This is a genomic window from Streptomyces sp. NBC_00457 (genome assembly GCF_036014015.1).
Taxonomy (GTDB): Bacteria; Actinomycetota; Actinomycetes; order Streptomycetales; family Streptomycetaceae; genus Streptomyces.
This window is the reverse complement of record NZ_CP107905.1, coordinates 7,449,593-7,465,365: the sequence shown is the minus strand read 5'-3', so window position 1 is coordinate 7,465,365 and position 15,773 is coordinate 7,449,593. Positions and strand designations below refer to the sequence as shown.

The following is a 15,773-nucleotide window of genomic DNA, read 5'->3' as shown; positions in this document are numbered from 1 at the left end:
GCCTGCCCTACTGAAACACCTCCCGTATGAGTACGGCCTCTCCGTGAGGCTTGGTGATGTCGCGCCGTGCGCCGGGCTGGGCCCTGCGGCGACCGAGGACGAGCCGATCCCGTGAGCGCTACGGGTTCTCCCATGCCGCCGGTTCCGCCGCCAGCTCCTTCACCGCCACCGGCAGGGCGTCCGCCGCGACGTCCGCGATCGTGACGCCCTCCAGGATCCGGCGGACGTTGGCGCGCAGCGCGATCCACAGCGGCAGCAGCGGCTCGGCCGACCCGGCGTAGGACAGGCCCGTCGGGCGGACCCCGCGCACGGAGACGATGGGGCCGTCGACGGCCCGGATCACATCGGCGACGGTGATCGCCGCCGCGTCCCGGGCCAGCCGGTAGCCGCCGTTGCCGCCGCGCCGGCTCTCGACCAGCCCGGCGCGGCGGAGGTCGCCGAGGATACCCTCCAGGAACTTGTGCGGGATGTCCTGGACCGTGGCGATGGTCTCCGCCTTCACCGGACCGTCGCCATGGCGCACGGCCAGCTCCAGTACCGCCCGTACCGCGTAGTCCGCCCGTGCCGAGATCCTCATACGACCATTGTCACCGGTCCTGCCCGCCTCAGCGCAGCCGGATCACGTTCCAGGACAGCGGTTCCAGTACGGCGGTGAGGGTGCCGTCAGTGAGTGCCGTGCCCTCGACGGGGTGCGGGGTGACGCGCTCGGGGTCGTCGAGGGTGTTGCGGGCGTCCGGATCGGCGTCCGCGAGGGCGCTGTGCTCGACGACCGACGTCAAGTCCAGGGCGTTCAGGGCGACTTCGAGCGGGAGCGCTTCGGTGCGGCTGCGGTTCACCGCGAACACGGTGACCGAGCCGTCGTCGGCGCGTACGGCGGTGGCGTGCAGCAGGTCCGCCTCGCCGTACTTCTTCGTCTCGTACGTCGGTGAGTCCGCCCGTACGTCCAGGACCTGCCCGCGTCCGTACTTCGACGCCTGCGCGAACGGGAAGAACGTCGTCTGCCGCCAGGCCGCGCCGCCCGGCTCCGTCATGATCGGCGCGATGACGTTGACGAGCTGGGCGAGGCAGGCGACGGTGACGCGGTCCGCGTGGCGGAGCAGGGCGATGAGGAGCGAGCCGAAGACCACGGCGTCGGTGACGCTGTAGTTGTCCTCCAGGAGACGGGGTGCCTCGGGCCAGTCGTCCTGCTCGAACGCCTTCGCCCGCGCCTCCCACTCGGGCAGGTACCAGACGTTCCACTCGTCGAAGGACAGGTTGATCTTCTTTTTCGACTTGAGCTGTGCTCCCACGTGGTCGGCTGTCGCGACGACGTTGTCGATGAAGGACTCCATGTCGACGGCGGAGGCGAGGAAGGAGTCGATGTCGCCGTTCTCGGGCCAGTAGTAGGCGTGCAGCGAGACGTAGTCGACAAGGTCGTACGTCTCCTTGAGGACCGTCGCCTCCCACTGTGCGAAGGTCGGCATGGACTGGCTGGAGGAACCGCAGGCGACGAGTTCCACGGTGGGGTCCAGCTGGCGCATGGCACGGGCCGTTTCGGCGGCGACGCGGCCGTATTCCTCGGCCGTCTTGTGGCCCGTCTGCCAGGGGCCGTCCATCTCGTTGCCGAGGCACCAGAGCTTGATGCCGAAGGGGTCCTTGTCGCCGTGGGCGATGCGCTTCTCTGCGAGGGCGGTGCCGGAGGTGTGGTTGGCGTATTCCTGGAGCTCCAGGGCTTCCGCCACGCCTCGGGTGCCGAGGTTGACCGCCATCATGGGTTCGGACTGGGGGCCGATCTTGCGGAGGAAGTCGATGTACTCGGAGAGGCCGAATCGGTTGGTCTCGGTGGAGTGCCAGGCGAGGTCGAGGCGGCGGGGGCGGGTTTCGGCGGGGCCTACCGAGTCCTCCCACTTGTAGCCCGAGACGAAGTTTCCTCCGGGGTAGCGGATGGCTGTTACGCCGAGTTCGCGGACCAGGTTGAGGACGTCTTGGCGGAGGCCTGCGTCGTCTGCGGTGGGGTGGTCCGGTTCGAAGATTCCTGTGTAGACGCAGCGGCCGAGGTGTTCTACGAAGGAGCCGAAGAGGCGGGGGTTTACCTGGCCGATGGTGAATGCGGGGTCCAGGGTGAAGCGGGCGGTGCGCATGGGGTCCTTTCGGTTGTGAGTATGTGCGGGTGCGTGGGGGCTGGTCGCGCAGTTCCCCGCGCCCCTAAAAAGCCTGGGGCCAGCCGTTTCTTGTCCAGTTCAGTTTGTTCAGGCCCAGCTTGGGCGTGCCCTCGTCCTCTGCGTCGTAGTAGTGATACGCCAGCCAGTCCTTACCCCTGTCCCTGAACACCGACTGGCCTCCCGTGCCGATGTACCTGCCATGTCCCTCCAGCAGCAGGTCGCCGCCGCCCTCCAGCATCGGCTTGCCTGTGCTGTCGGTGTATGGGCCCGTGATCTTCGTGGCGCGGCCTACCTTGATCTTGTATGTCGAGTTCACGCCTGCGCAGCAGGTGTCGTAGGAGGCGAAGAGGTAGTAGTGGCGGCCGTGTTTGACGATGTACGGGCCTTCTACCGCGTACGGCGCGTCGGGGCGGGTCGCCAGGTGGTGGACCGGGGTGTTCGGTGCCGCCTTGCCGGTCCTCTCGTCGATCTCGATCATGCGGATGCCTGTCCAGTACGAGCCGAAGGACATCCAGAGTTTGCCGTCCGCCCTGGTCGGGGCGGGGTCGATCGCGTTCCAGTGGTCGGTTGTCCCGGAGGTGAAGGCCTTGCCGTGGTCGGTCCAGGTGCCGGGGAGGCCGGAGGGGGAGGTGGCGACGCCGATGGCGGAGTGGTTGGTGCCCCAGCTCGATACGGCGTAGTAGAGCCAGTAGCGGCCGGCGCGGTAGGAGATGTCGGGGGCCCACGGGTCGCCGGTGTCGTTGTACTCGTACCACCAACTCGGGGGCTCGGCGAAGGCGTTGCCCGCGTCCGTCCAGTGGGTGCGGTCCTTGGAGACGCGGGCGCCGAGCACGCCGCCGGTCGAATAGGCGACGTAGCCGCCCTTCTTGAGGCGGATGACGGTCGGGTCGTGGATGATCTGCTGGCCGGTGATCGGCTGAGGGTCGGGGTAACTCCCGGCTGCTTGGGCCGTGTTGGGGAGGAGAGTCAGGAGAACCGCCGTCAGTACGGCCGTCACCGCTCTGTGCGCTCTCACTGTCCCGCCAATCCCGTGTGGGCGACGCCCGCGACGATCTGCCGTTGGAAGAAGACGAAGACGATGATCAGGGGCAGGCCGGCCATCAACCCGCCCGCCATCAGCTGCGCCCACTGGATGCCGTAGGAGTTCATGACCGTCGCGATGCCGTTCGGCATCGTCATCAGGTCGGGGTTGTTGGTCACCATGTACGGCCACAGGAAGTTGTTCCATGAGGCGATGAAGGTGAAGATGCCGACCGCCGCGAGGGAGGGGCGGGCGAGGGGGACGACGATGGTGAAGAAGACGCGCCAGCGGCCCGCGCCGTCGATGAAGGCGGCTTCCTCCAGTTCGCGCGGGATGCCCTGGAAGAACTTGTAGAGGATGTAGACCATGGCGGCGGGAGCGCACTGCGGCAGGATCATGCCCCAGTACGTGTCGACCATCCCCATCTGCTGGACCGTGGTGAAGAGGGGCACGCCGAGGACCGCGGGGGAGATCATCAGGCCCGTCATGACGACGGCCATGAGAACGCCCTTGCCGCGGAACTCCGTGCGGGCGAAGCCGTATCCGGCCAATGCGCTCACCAGCAGTACCACTGACGTCACGCAGACCGAGACGACCAGGGAGTTCACGAACCAGTTGGTGATGTTGCCGGTCTCGAAGAGGGCCGTCCATGCCTGGCCGGTCCAGTCCTCCGGGAGCCAGTGCGGGGGTACCTCGACCGCCTCGGTCTCCGACTTGAGGGAGGTGAACAGGCCCCAGGCGAGCGGCGCGAGGAAGACGACGGAGACGGCCGTGCCGAGGAGGGTGAGGATGATCTGGCTGGGGGTCCACGCCTTGCGCGGCTTCATCGGTACGGCGGTCGTCATCGGACGGCGCCCTCCTCACGGTTGCGCAGCAGCCACATCCGGGCGAGGGCGACGGCCGCGATGATCACGAAGAAGATGATGGAGATGGCGGAGGCGTAGCCCACGCGGTAGCTGGTGAAGCCCTCTTCCAGGGTGTACTGGACGAAGGTGCGGGTCGCGCCCTCGGGGCCGGGAGTGAAGTCCATCATCACGACCGCCTGGTCGAAGACCTGGAGCGAGGCCAGGATCTGGAGCGCGATGACGAGGCCGGTGATGTTGCGGAGCATGGGGAGCGTGATGTGGATCATCCGGTGCCACGCGTTCGCGCCGTCCAGCTTCGCCGCCTCGTAGAGGTGATCCGGGATGGACTGGAGCGCGGCGAGGTAGAGCAGGAAGCTGAAGCCGACCGTCCACCACAGGGTGGCGATGACGATGGCGAGCAGGGCGTACGACTTGTCGGTCAGCCAGGGTGTCTCGATGCCGAAGACGTGGTTCATCATGCCGGTGCCGGGGTTGAACAGCCACTGCCACAGGTTGCCCGCGACGGTGGAGGGCAGGAGGAAGGGCGCGAAGAAGCACAGGCGCCACAGCCACTTGGCGCGTTCGATGTGGTGGGCGAGCATCGCGAGGAGGAAGGCGAGGACCGTGATGCAGGGCACGACCAGGAGCGTGAAATACGCGCTGTGGCCGAGGGTGTCCCACATCAGGGGGTCCTGGAGGGCCTCGCGGTAGTTGTCGAGGCCGACGAAGTTCGCGCTGTCGCCGGAGATGTTGGCGTCGGTGAAGCTGAGGTAGAGGCCGCGGAGAAGTGGCCAGATGACGAAGAGGGCGAACAGGACCAGGAACGGGGCCACGAACCAGCCGCCGTGCTGGAAGCCCTGCCTGCGGCGGACGGTGGCGCTGTCGGCGGCGGTCTTCGCCCGCGCCGGTGCGAGCACGGTCTGAGCGCTGGTGGTCATGCGACCGCACCTCCCTGCGCGGCGGTCCTGCCGTCCATGGGGTTCTTCGTCGCCAGCAGCCTGGTGAGCTCGCTCTTCATCCGGCGGGCGGCGGCGTCCGGCTTGGCGGAGCCCGTCGTCGAGGAGACGACGATCGGGCCGATGTCCTGGGCGAGGATGCCGGTCGAGCCCGCGAACCACACCTTGGGCTCGGTGGCCTGGTGGTCCATGGCGGAGACGTACTCGTTCTGCGGGGTCATCTTTTTGTACGCGGCTGTGGACAGGATCGGCCGGTAGGCGGGGATGTGGCCGCCGAGCGCCCACTGCCGGGCGTCCTTGACGATGTAGGCGGCGAGTTGGTGTGCGGCCTCGTTGGCGGGGCCGCCGCGGTCGGACTGGTGCGGCAGGACGAAGGCGTGCGACTCGGCGTGGGTGGCCTGCTTGCCGAAGACGGGCGGCAGCGGGGTGGCGCCGTAGTCGACTTTCGCGGCGTCGAAGACCGGTACCGACCAGTTGCCCTCCCAGACGAACGGGGAGCCGTTGACGAACTGTTCGGCGCCCGCGCCGCCCCCGAAGTTCGGGTCGGCGTATCCGTCGGTGATGTGCCGGCGCAGGAACTCCAGGACCTGGGTGGCCTTGTCGGTGTCGAAGGTGACCTCGGTGCCGGCGTCGTTGAACCAGGTGCCGCCGAGCTGGGTGTAGAAGGCGACGAAGAACCACCACTGGAAGTTCTGGTCGCTGTGCCAGAAGCCGAAGGTCTGCAGGCCCTTCTTCGTGGCCCTCTTGGCCTCCTTCAGCACGTCGAACCACTCGTCGGCGGAGGTGACCGGGACCATCCGGCCGTCGTCGCCGAGCAGCCCCGCCTTCTTCAGTACGTCCCTGCGGTAGAAGCAGAGCTGGACGTGGATGTCGAGCGGGACGGCGTAGAGCTCGCCGTCGATGACGCCGCGGTTCCACAGCTGGGGGTTGAAGTCCTGCTGCCGCACGCCGTACTTGGCGAGCAGGTCGACGTCCCAGGCGTCCAGGAGGCGGCCGGGCGAGAACCCGGTGACCCGGCCCATGTGCATGACGCCGAGGTCGGGTGCGCGGCTGCCCGCGGCCGCCATGGCGAGCTTGGTGTAGAAGGGGCTGCCCCACTGGAGGGTGGAGTCCTTCACCGCGATGTCCGGGTTGTCCTTACGGAAGGCGTCCAGCATCGCGATCATGTTGTAGCCGTCGCCGCCGCTGAAGAGGTTCCAGTAGCGCACCCGGGTGTCCGCGCCGGAGGCGAGCGCGTCGGCGCCCGTGCCGAGTGCGGCGAAGCCGAAGCTGCCCGCGACCGCCAATCCGCCTGCCGCGGCCAGAAGTTGCCTGCGATTCAGGCCGGGTTGTCCCATGTGCCCTGCCCTCACTGTTCGACATTTCGGATTATGCTCGTAACTTCGAACGGGACCGTAAAATGTAAGCGCTTGCACGTCAATGAGTTGCACAGGACTTTCGGTCGGCGCCGGTCGTTTCCCGTTGCACAACGGTCGGCCGATCGCATGACGTGGACAGTTCCGGGCGCGTAATCTCGGACGGGCTGCCGAACGGCGGTGAGAAGGGGGTCCGATGGGCATCGCGGGCGCGCGCAACAGTGCGGGGCGGGTCGCCACAGCACTGCGGCGCGCGAGAACCAGCTCCGTGATGCGCGAACTCGCCGGCGAACTCGGCGCCGCGGTACGGGCCAGGCCCCATCCACCTTCCGGGGTGCACGAGGTGTGCCGGGCGCTGTGCGAGGAGATGAGCGTGCGCCGCGGCGGACGGCCCGTCGAGCTGCGCTTCGAGCGGTTCCCCGAGGAGATCGAAGTCACCGGTCTGTGGGTGGAGTTCCAGGACTTCGACCTGGTCATCGTGGAGGAGCGGGCCGAGGCGGTGCAGCAACTGGTCATCCTGGGCCACGAGTTGTGGCACCTGCACGCCGGGCACCGCCACCACCACGGCATCGGCACGGCCGCCGCCCATGCCCTGGCCGGACCCCGCGGCTGGGACGACCTCGCCCTGACGGTCGCTGCCCGCAACGGCTCCCGGCAGACGGACGAGGCGGAGGCGGACGACTTCGGGCACCGGCTGGCGGCGGCGTTCCGGCCGTATCTGTCGGGCCAGGGCGGCAGGCCGTCCCTCGACCCGCTGGAGCGGTCCATGGGCTACCGCGGGCGCAGAGGCACGAAGCGGTGACGTACGTCTTCTCCGCTCCGGCGGGCGCCGGCCTGGCGGCGGGAAACGTCCTCAGCGACCTGCACATCTCCTACTGGCTCCCGACCGCCGTGCTGACCGCCGCCCTGGCGATCAAACTGCCCAGCATCCTCAAGCTGTGGCGGGACCCGCTGCTGCGCGCCGTCGGCGGACTGCTCCTGTTCGCCTGCGCGGTGTTCGTCTTCGCGGCCCCCAGCACCATCGCCTGGACCAACCGGGTCACCGGCGTCCCCAACATCGCGGCCCCCTGGGTGTACTCCCTGCTCACCGCGCTCTCCGCGTCCTGGCTGCTGCTGGTCGTCCACTGGCGCAACGGCCGTACCGAGCGCCATGCGCAGACCCGGCGCGCGACCCGGTGGGTGGTCTCCGTCTACGCGGGTGTGGTCGTCGCGCTGTGGGTGCTGTTCGCGCTCGCGGACGTACCCGTGGAACAGATCCGGGACCTGGACACCTACTACGCCAACACGCCCTTCATGCGCGAGGAGATCCTCCTCTACCTCATCGCGCACACCGTGGCCTGCTCGATCACGGCCCGGCTCGTCTGGAACTGGATCCGCACCGACGGCCTGGACGGCTGGCTGCGCTGGGGACTCAGGTTCCTCGGGGTCGGCTATGCGACGAACCTGCTCTTCAGCGCCGCCAAGCTCACGGCCGTCGTCGCCCGGTGGACCGGCCACGACCTGGACTGGCTGAACACCAACATCGCACCGTCGGCCGCCTGCATCGCGGCCACCCTGGTGGCGACCGGCTTCATCGTCCCGCATGCCGGCCAGTACCTGCAGGAACGCTGGCTGGTGCGCCACCGCCACCGCAGCCTGAAACCCCTGGCCCGCCTGATGCGGACGGTCTCGGGCCGCCGCGAGCCCTTCGCCCTGCGCGCGACCCCCGAGATGCGCCTGATCCGCCGCGAGACGTTCATCCGCGACGCGCTTCTCCAGCTCTCCCGGCACCTCGACGAGGACCTGCGTGGACGGTCCTACGACGCGGCCCTCACCCTCGGTTTCGAACCCGGCCGGGCCCATGCCCTGGCCGCCGCCGTGACGATCCTGGACGCCATGGAGACCGAGCGGCGCTCCCCGGACGGCGACGGCACGAGCACCCCCGACACCACATATCTGCTGCAGGAGATCCAGGCCGTGTCCGAGGCCCTGCGCAAACCCGAGGAGATCAAGGCGGTACGCGCCCGCGCGGCCGTCCCGGCAGAAAAGCAGGTCGGCAAGGATGACCGCCGTGACATCGCGAGGCAAGCTTGAGTGAACGTCCCTCCCCCGCCAGAGTCGCCGTTGTCCTGGGGGGATCCCACACAGGCATGCTCGCGGCCCGGGCCCTGGCCGGCCTCGCCGACCGGGTCGTGGTCGTGGAACGCGACGAGCTGCCCGAGGAGTCCGCGCCCCGCAAGGGGCTGCCGCAGGCGCGCCATGCCCACATGCTGTGGTCGGGCGGCGTCCGGGCGCTGGAGGGGCTGGTGCCGGGCGTCACCGGTGCGCTCCGGGAAGCCGGGGCGCGGAGGGCGCCGGTCACCACGGACTTCGTCGCCCTGTCGGCGCACGGCTGGTTCCGCCGCTGGCCGGAGTCCCACCACGTCATCCTGGCCGGGCGGGACCTCCTCGACGCGACGATCCGGGCCCGGGTCCTCGCGGACGAGCGGATCGAGGTGCTCGGCGGCACGGAAGTGCTGGGGCTCCTGGGCGGCCCGGCGGCCGTCACCGGGGTCCGGGTACGCGGGCACGACGGCCGGGAACGCACCGTCGAGGCCGGCCTGGTCGTCGACGCCACCGGCCGGGGCTCCGGGGCGCCCCGCTGGCTGACGGCGCTCGGGCTGCCCGCACCGCGGCGGCGCGAGGTCGACTCCGGCCTGGCGTACGCCAGCCGGCTCTACCTCGCTCCCGAACAGGCCCGCGGCGGCTTCCCCGTCATCAACGTGCAGCCCGACCCCCGGGACGGCGGCCCCGGCCGGGCGGGCTTCCTCCTGCCCATCGAGAACGGCCGCTGGATCGTCACCCTGAACGGCACCCGCGGCGGCGAACCCACCCCCGCGAACGCCTCCTCCGACGACTTCGTCCGCTTCGCCCGCGAGGAACTGCGGCATCCGCTCATCGGCGACCTGATCGCACGGGCCGAGCCGCTGTCCGACGTGGCGTTCACCCGCACCACCGTCAACCGGCGCTACTTCTACGAGCGGATGCCGGCCTGGCCCGAGAACTTCCTGGTCCTCGGCGACGCGCTGGCCGCGTACAACCCGGTCTACGGCCACGGGCTCGCCGTCGGAGCCCAAAGCGCCCTGATCCTGCGCGATATGACCCGCCGTCACGGATGGGGCGCACCCGGGCTGTCCCGTCGTATCCAGAAGGCGGTGGCCCGGCCGGTCGCGGCGGCGTGGGATCTGGCGACCGGGCAGGACGTGTTCTACCCGGGAGCGACGGAGAACGGGCCGACGCTGCGGGACCGCGTGCTGACCGCGTATGTCAACCGGCTCATGCACACGGCCACCGGCAACGGCCGGATCGCCCGCCGCGTGACCGACGTGACGTCGCTGGAGCGGCGGGCGGAGGTGTTGCTCACGCCGTCGGTTCTGCTGGCGGCGGCGGTGGGGCCGTTGAAGCCACCGCTGAGCGAACCGCCGTTGACCGGGGACGAGTTGAAGCGGGCGGGCCTGCGGTGAACCCGCGCGCGACGACGGGCGTCAGCCGGCGAACGCCGGCTGTGCCAGCCCCTTTCCGGCCCCCGGCACCACCAGCAGCGAACCCGCCACCGGGTGCGGGGACTCCAGGCCCACCCGCGCCGTCGTGACGTAGAGGTCGGTCAGGTCCGCTCCCCCGAACGCGCACGCCGTGACCCGCGGGGTCGGAAGGGTGACCACCCGGTCCAGCTCGCCGTCCGGCGTGTAGCGGCGTACCGCCCCGCCGTCCCACAGCGCCACCCACACACAGCCGTCGGCGTCGACGGTGAGGCCGTCGGGGAAGCCCGCGCCCTCCTCGATCGCGGCGAACGGGCGGCGCCCGGAGATCCGCCCCGCCTCGTGGTCGAGGACGTCGACGCGGCGGGTCGGCGAGTCGATGTAGTACATGCGGCGTCCGTCGGGGCTCCACCCGGTGCCGTTGCTGACGGCCACGTCGTCGAGGACGACCTCGACGGATCCGTCACCGGTGACACGGGACAGGGTGCCGCCGCCCGGCGCCTCGTCGTACCGCATGGTGCCCGTCCAGAGCGACCCGTCGGGCGCGACGGCGGCGTCGTTGGCGCGGCGGCCGGGGACGCGTTCGCGGTGCAGCCAGCGGAAGCCTCCGTCCGCGTCCAGGAGGCCCACGCCGTCCACGAGATTGAGGACGAGCCCTCCGCCGGCGCGCGGCTTGGCGGCGCCCACGTGCTGGTCGACGACCCGGAGCGTTCGCCGGCCGGTCGCGGGCTCGTACGTGTGCACCCGCCCCCCGAGGATGTCGACCCAGATCAGCCGCCCGGCCGCCGCGTCCCAGGTCGGGCCCTCGCCGAGGGTCGCCTCGGCCCGTACCGCGACTTCGTACCTGTACGTCATCCCACGCTCCGGTGACCGAGCCGCTCGGACAGTTCGGCCGCGCCCTTGGCGGCCAGCTGCTCCAGCTCACCACGCCGCTCGTCGCTCCAGCGGATCATCGGCACGGAGATGGACAGCGCGGCGACGACCTTCCCGGTGCGGTCCCGGACGGGCGCGGCGACGCAGGAGACGTCGGGGTTGGACTCCCGGCTCTCGACGGCGATCCCCCGCTCCCGGATCTCGTCGAGGGTCTCGCGCAGGGCGGCCGGGTCGGTGATGCTGTTCGGGGTCATCGCGACCAGCTCGGCGTCCTCCGGGATGCGCGCGGTGAGTTCCGTCTCGGGAAGGGAGGCCAGCAGCATCTTGCCGACGGAAGTGCAGTGCGCGGGCAGCCGGCGTCCGGCGGCGGAGACCATCCGCACGGCGTGCGTCGAGTCGACCTTGGCGATGTAGATGACGTCGGTGCCCTCGAGGATCGCCACATGCACGGTCTCGTCGCAGGTCTCGGCGACGGACCGGGCGACCTGCTGTCCCTCGGCGGCGAGGTCCAGCTGCTCGGCGTACCGGCTGCCGAGCTGGTACGGCCGCACACCGAGCCGGTACCGACCCGGCTGGCCCGGGACCTGGACGATGTACGACCGGGCGGCGAGCGTGGTGACCAGCTCGTGCACGGTGGTGCGCGGCAGCTGCAGCTTGCGCACGATGTCGGGGGCGGAGAGCGTGCCGTCCCCGTCGAGGAAGAGCTCGAGAATATCGAGAGCCCGGGTCACGGCAGGTACGAGACGTCCCACGTCCGGCCCCCTCCCTTGGTATGTGTTCGAGATTTCAACAGGCGATCGGAATAACGAACACAGGCTACTCAAGGTCTGTTTGCCTGGGCAATGGGCAGGCACCCACCCGTCAGCCCTGCACTTCCCCCAGCCTCCCCCGCAACCGCTGCGCCCGCAGCACCAGCTCCAGCTCGAAGCGGCGGTCCGGGTCGTCGATCTCGTCGCCCCAGAGTTCGCGGATCTGGCGCAGGCGGTAGCGGACGGTCTGCGGGTGGACGCCGAGGCGGGCCGCCACCTCGGGGGCTCCGCCGCGGGTCTCCAGCCAGGCCAGCAGGGTCTGGGCGAGCCGGCGGCCGTGGGTGGGGCCGCAGTGGGCGAGGGGGGCGAGGCAGCGCAGGGCCAGGTCGTCGAGGAGTTCCTCGGGCTGGAGCAGGACCAGCGCCTCGGTGTGCTCGGTGCAGTAGAGGACGTCGCCGGCGGGGAGCAGCCCGCGTTCCATCAGGCGTACGGCCGCCTCCGCCCAGCGCAGTGACTTCGCGGCGTCCGCCAGGGGGACCGGGGGGCCGATGGCGCCGGACCAGCCGGTCAGGGCGCGGTGCAGCAGTTCGGGGCGGCCGGCGGCGTCCGGTTCGGGGACGACCATGCGGGGCTGCTCGTACTCCATGTCGAGGAGGACGCCCTGGCCCACCGCGGGGGCGACGGCCTCCCGGGCGGGGCGCAGCAGTACGCCCACCGCGACCTTCTCGGGCAGCGGCCAGCCGATCCGGGCGGCCCGTTCGGAGAGCGCGTCGGCCGGGTCGCCGCGGTGGTGCTCGGCGAGCAGGAGTTCCATCAGGCGGCGTTGCAGTCTCAGCCGTTCCCCGGCCTGCCGCGCCGCCGCCTCCGCATAGCCCCGTACCGACTGGTCGACCAGGCCGTCGAGGTACTCGTAGCCCGCGTCGACCAGCTCGTACATCGCCGGAGGCGGGATGTCCACGCGCTGGCCGATGTCGGCGAAACGGCGCCAGGCCAGCCGTACGCCCATCCGGTAGATCGCCTGCAGCGAGTCCAGGCTGCGGCCGTTGAGGCCCTCGCCGCGGCCGAACTCCTGGAAGACGCCCGGCGGTACGGTCGGGCGGCCCTCCGCGGTCTCCAGGTGCTGGACGAAGACCTCGATGGCGCGGCGGATGCCGACCAGGGCCATCGGCTCGCCGGACTCGTCGAGGACGACCGGCAGATGGGGATACTCACGGCGGATCTCGCGCAGGATCTCCTCGGCCAGGTCGGGCGCCTCGGACATGGCGATCGCGGCGAACCGGCGGACCTGGAGCCGCGGGACGTCGAGCCAGGCCGACCGGGTGGACACTGCCGGGGAGCGGGCAGGCTGCTTCATTTGCTTCGCCTCCGGGGCGCTACAGCCGGTGTCGAGAGGGCGACCGTGCTCAGCCCCTCCTTCGTCGGGGTCTCCGCGCTCCCCCACTCTCGGCTTCGCTCGAGCGGGGGGACCCCCATGCCCTCTCGACACCGGCGCGCCCCTGCGGCTACGCACGGTCAACTCCCCTGGCCGGCTTGCTCGTAGGTGATCAGGGGGGTGTTCGGTTGGTCGGGGGTCGCCTCCAGGAGCGCGACGATGCCGAGGGCGGCTCCTACGGCCAGTGCGGCGGCGGCCGCCACCGTGAGCGCTGCGGCGAGCAGTCTGGACATCTCGGGTCAGCCTTTCCGGACATTTCTAGACGTATCTGGACACATCTAGAGGTACTCGAAAGGTCGCCCTCACCCTTGCGCCGGCCCCGTCCGGCAAAGGTTCAGTCTTGACTTTCCATTGACACTCCGTCAAGGGTGCGCCTACGGTTCCCGGCGCAGACGGGTTCGCGCGCACTGTTCCCCCAGCACGTCCCAAGCCTTTGGAGTGCCAGGATGCGCCGTACTGCCTCACCGCTGTCCCTGATTCTGCTCGGCCTCGGCACGTTCCTGCTGGTGCTGGCGCCCCTGCTGGCCTGGTACGTGGAGCCGAGGGCCGCCGTGAATCCGATCGACATCGACCAGACCGCCGTCTACCAGGGCACGGGTTCCGTCTTCGACGTGGAGCAGGTCGAGACCGTCCCCGACCAGGCCATCACCATCACCCAGCGCGTCCGCGGCGACGTCGCCGAGAGCGAGCGCAGCGGACGGGCCGCGGTCTGGGACGTGACGACCACCGTCGACACGGACAAGTCCCTGCCGGCGGCCGATCCGCACGACGCGCTGGACTTCGTACCGCACCGCTGGGTCAGCGACCGCCGGACCAACCGGCCGGTGCACTGCTGCGGTGAGACGCCGTACATCGAGGGCGAGGCATATCTGAAGTTCCCCTTCGACGTGCAGAAACGCGACTACCAGTGGTGGGACAACACCGGCGAGCGCACAGTCACGCTGCGGTACCGGGGCGAGAAGAAGATCCAGGGGTACGAGGGCTACCGGTTCACCGGGACCGTTCCGGCCACCAAGACCGGAACGCGACTCGTGCCCGGCGCCATCATCGACCAGCCCGAGCGCTCCCAGGTCTTCGCCGAGGAGTGGTACGCCAACCACGGCATCGAGCTGGTCGTCGACCAGGCCACCGGCCGGGTGCTCTACGCCCAGACCGGCCCGCGCCGGACGCTGCGCGCGCCGGGCGGGGACGAGGACGCGGCGGTGCTCCTGGACAGCCGGAAGATCTCGTTCACGGACGAGACACAGGAGTTCGCGGTCGAGCGGGCCAAGGAGGACAGCGGGCAGCTGCGCCTCGTGGGGCGGACCCTGCCGGTGGGGGCGGCCGTGGCCGGATTCGTACTCGCGGCGGTGGGTGGCGTTCTGGTGATACGTGGGCGGAAACGTCCGGAAAATGGCGAGGAATCCGAACAATACCCACCGACCCTCACGATGTGATGTGGCGTCAGCTCCACAAAGCCCGGAAATTGTCACGCCGGTGAGTAGCAGCTTCGAACCACTGGGCGAAAACTGTCCACCCCCACAACTGAACACAGTGCGCCCACACCCTGTTCACAGGACAGTCCGCCCCATTCACAGAAGGAGTCCACGCCCTCACAGGCGTCCTCACAGGCGCCCCAACAGGCGAAAACCACCCCACGCCCACATGCACACCCCCCACCCCACGTGCCACTCCCCCCACTGAGTTCCGCACCCTGAGACGAGTTGGAGCACCAATGCCCCAGCACGTGCCTTCCCAGCTGCGCGCCGCACTCCCCCGGGCGCCGCAGCACCCCCCGGCGCACCCCCCACCTCCGCGCCGAATCGTTTTCCTCGCCCATCGGGACCTGGGCAATCCTGCCGCCGGCGGTTCCGAGCTGCTTGTCGACCGGCTGGCCGACGGACTGACCGGCCTGGGCCACCAGGTGACCCTGCTGTGCGGCGGCCCGGCCTCCTTCCGTGACTACCGGGTCGTGTCGGCCGGCGGTGAGTACGGCCATTTCCTGCGCGCCCGTTCCGCCTTCGCCCGGCAGGTCGGCGACTGCGATCTGCTGGTCGAGGTGTGCAACGGCATGCCGTACTTCGCACCGATGTGGCATCGCGGGCCGACGATGTGCCTGGTCAACCATGTCCACACGGATCTCTGGAAGATGCGGTTCGGCGGCGGGCCACTGGCGCCGGCCGCCCGGATCGGACGAAGACTCGAACAGTGGGCGCTGACCGGTGCACAGCACCGCAGTCTGATGGTCGCCGTCTCCCCCTCGACGGCGCACGCCCTGCGCGGGATCGGCGTCGAACGGGACCGGATCCGTGTCGTCCACAACGGGGTCGAGGACCCCGGCCCACGCGCCGACCGCTCGCCCGAGCCGCTGTTCGTGGCGGTGGGGCGGCTCGTCGAGTACAAGCGGATCGATCTGCTGCTGCGGCTGTGGGAGCGGGTGCGGCCGGTGACGGGCGGGCGGCTGGTGATCGTCGGCGACGGGCCCGAACGCGCGCGGCTGGAGCAACTCGCCGGTGCGGGCGTGGAGTTCGCCGGGCATGTCAGCGAGGCCGAGAAACACCGGCTGCTGTGTGCGGCGTGGCTGCTCGTGCATCCCTCCGCGGTGGAGGGGTGGGGGCTGGTCGTCACGGAGGCGGCGACTCGTGAGACACCGGCGATCGCCTTCGATGTGCCGGGGCTTCGGGACTCCGTCGTGGACGGGGAGACCGGGGTTCTCGCGCACGGTGAGTCCTCGTTCGCGGCGGCGTGGTGCACGCTGGCGCTCTCGGAGCATCGGCGGGAGCTGATGGGGAAGGCGGCGCGGGACCGGGCGGCGCGGTATCGCTGGGATCGGACGGTTCGGCAGTTCCGGGCGGTGGCCTCTGAGGCGGTGCGGGGCTGGACGCCGTGACCGGGCTGCGGGTTCGTCGTGGCTGGTCGCGCAGT

At 70.2% G+C, this 15,773-nt stretch carries 15 protein-coding genes; 5 read left to right on the top strand and 10 right to left on the bottom strand.

Going from position 1 to position 15,773, the window contains the following annotated elements:
* Positions 1-118 precede the first annotated feature (118 nt).
* The 6 genes from OG828_RS34020 to OG828_RS33995 all read right to left on the bottom strand — a co-directional run bounded on the left by OG828_RS34020 (position 119) and on the right by OG828_RS33995 (position 6,300).
* Positions 119-577, bottom strand: a complete 459-nt coding sequence (locus tag OG828_RS34020) for an RrF2 family transcriptional regulator (protein WP_328365206.1) — start codon at positions 575-577, stop codon at positions 119-121.
* A gap of 28 nt (positions 578-605) precedes the next feature.
* On the bottom strand, positions 606-2,120 hold the full coding sequence (gene arfA, locus OG828_RS34015; RefSeq protein WP_328503317.1) for an arabinosylfuranosidase ArfA: 1,515 nt from the start codon (positions 2,118-2,120) through the stop codon (positions 606-608).
* A 64-nt stretch (positions 2,121-2,184) separates the two neighbouring features.
* Positions 2,185-3,156: an arabinan endo-1,5-alpha-L-arabinosidase gene (locus OG828_RS34010; protein WP_328503316.1), complete on the bottom strand. Its 972-nt coding sequence runs from the start codon at positions 3,154-3,156 to the stop codon at positions 2,185-2,187.
* Positions 3,153-4,007, bottom strand: coding sequence for a carbohydrate ABC transporter permease (locus tag OG828_RS34005; protein ID WP_328503315.1), 855 nt, complete (start codon positions 4,005-4,007; stop codon positions 3,153-3,155). Before OG828_RS34005 ends, OG828_RS34010 begins: the two co-directional genes overlap by 4 nt.
* Positions 4,004-4,945 (bottom strand): carbohydrate ABC transporter permease, encoded by a 942-nt coding sequence (locus tag OG828_RS34000; RefSeq protein WP_328503314.1) that lies wholly within the window; start codon positions 4,943-4,945, stop codon positions 4,004-4,006. Before OG828_RS34000 ends, OG828_RS34005 begins: the two co-directional genes overlap by 4 nt.
* Positions 4,942-6,300, bottom strand: coding sequence for an extracellular solute-binding protein (locus OG828_RS33995; protein WP_328503313.1), 1,359 nt, complete (start codon positions 6,298-6,300; stop codon positions 4,942-4,944). The genes OG828_RS34000 and OG828_RS33995 overlap by 4 nt, the downstream gene beginning before the upstream one ends.
* Positions 6,301-6,514: 214 nt before the next feature.
* On the opposite strand from OG828_RS33995, the gene OG828_RS33990 reads away from it, so the two are divergent.
* The 3 genes from OG828_RS33990 to OG828_RS33980 are packed head-to-tail and all read left to right on the top strand — an operon-like array spanning position 6,515 to position 9,800.
* Positions 6,515-7,120 carry a toxin-antitoxin system, toxin component family protein gene (locus tag OG828_RS33990; RefSeq protein WP_328503312.1) on the top strand — a complete coding sequence of 202 codons (606 nt, stop codon included), beginning with the start codon at positions 6,515-6,517 and terminating at the stop codon, positions 7,118-7,120.
* A gap of 32 nt (positions 7,121-7,152) precedes the next feature.
* A complete protein-coding gene (locus OG828_RS33985) occupies positions 7,153-8,391 on the top strand; it encodes an MAB_1171c family putative transporter (protein ID WP_443060301.1) in 1,239 nt (412 codons plus the stop codon).
* A gap of 56 nt (positions 8,392-8,447) precedes the next feature.
* Positions 8,448-9,800 (top strand): NAD(P)/FAD-dependent oxidoreductase, encoded by a 1,353-nt coding sequence (locus tag OG828_RS33980; protein WP_328503311.1) that lies wholly within the window; start codon positions 8,448-8,450, stop codon positions 9,798-9,800.
* Between the two features lie 21 nt (positions 9,801-9,821).
* Here the strand turns inward: OG828_RS33980 and OG828_RS33975 are convergent, their stop codons facing one another.
* The 4 genes from OG828_RS33975 to OG828_RS33960 form a co-directional block, all read right to left on the bottom strand.
* A complete protein-coding gene (locus OG828_RS33975; RefSeq protein ID WP_328503310.1) occupies positions 9,822-10,670 on the bottom strand; it encodes an SMP-30/gluconolactonase/LRE family protein in 849 nt (282 codons plus the stop codon).
* Entirely contained in the window at positions 10,667-11,440 is a 774-nt protein-coding gene (locus OG828_RS33970) for an IclR family transcriptional regulator (RefSeq protein ID WP_328365178.1), read from the bottom strand. The genes OG828_RS33975 and OG828_RS33970 overlap by 4 nt, the downstream gene beginning before the upstream one ends.
* Positions 11,441-11,549: 109 nt before the next feature.
* Positions 11,550-12,791 carry a PucR family transcriptional regulator gene (locus OG828_RS33965; protein ID WP_328440853.1) on the bottom strand — a complete coding sequence of 414 codons (1,242 nt, stop codon included), beginning with the start codon at positions 12,789-12,791 and terminating at the stop codon, positions 11,550-11,552.
* A 158-nt stretch (positions 12,792-12,949) separates the two neighbouring features.
* The gene (locus OG828_RS33960) at positions 12,950-13,102 is read right to left on the bottom strand and encodes a hypothetical protein (protein WP_210574061.1); all 153 of its coding nucleotides are present in this window, start codon (positions 13,100-13,102) and stop codon (positions 12,950-12,952) included.
* A gap of 213 nt (positions 13,103-13,315) precedes the next feature.
* Between OG828_RS33960 and OG828_RS33955 the strand changes: the two genes are divergently transcribed.
* Positions 13,316-14,305, top strand: a complete 990-nt coding sequence (locus tag OG828_RS33955; RefSeq protein WP_328503309.1) for a DUF3068 domain-containing protein — start codon at positions 13,316-13,318, stop codon at positions 14,303-14,305.
* A 278-nt stretch (positions 14,306-14,583) separates the two neighbouring features.
* Positions 14,584-15,738 carry a glycosyltransferase family 4 protein gene (locus OG828_RS33950; RefSeq protein WP_328503308.1) on the top strand — a complete coding sequence of 385 codons (1,155 nt, stop codon included), beginning with the start codon at positions 14,584-14,586 and terminating at the stop codon, positions 15,736-15,738.
* Positions 15,739-15,773 lie beyond the last annotated feature (35 nt).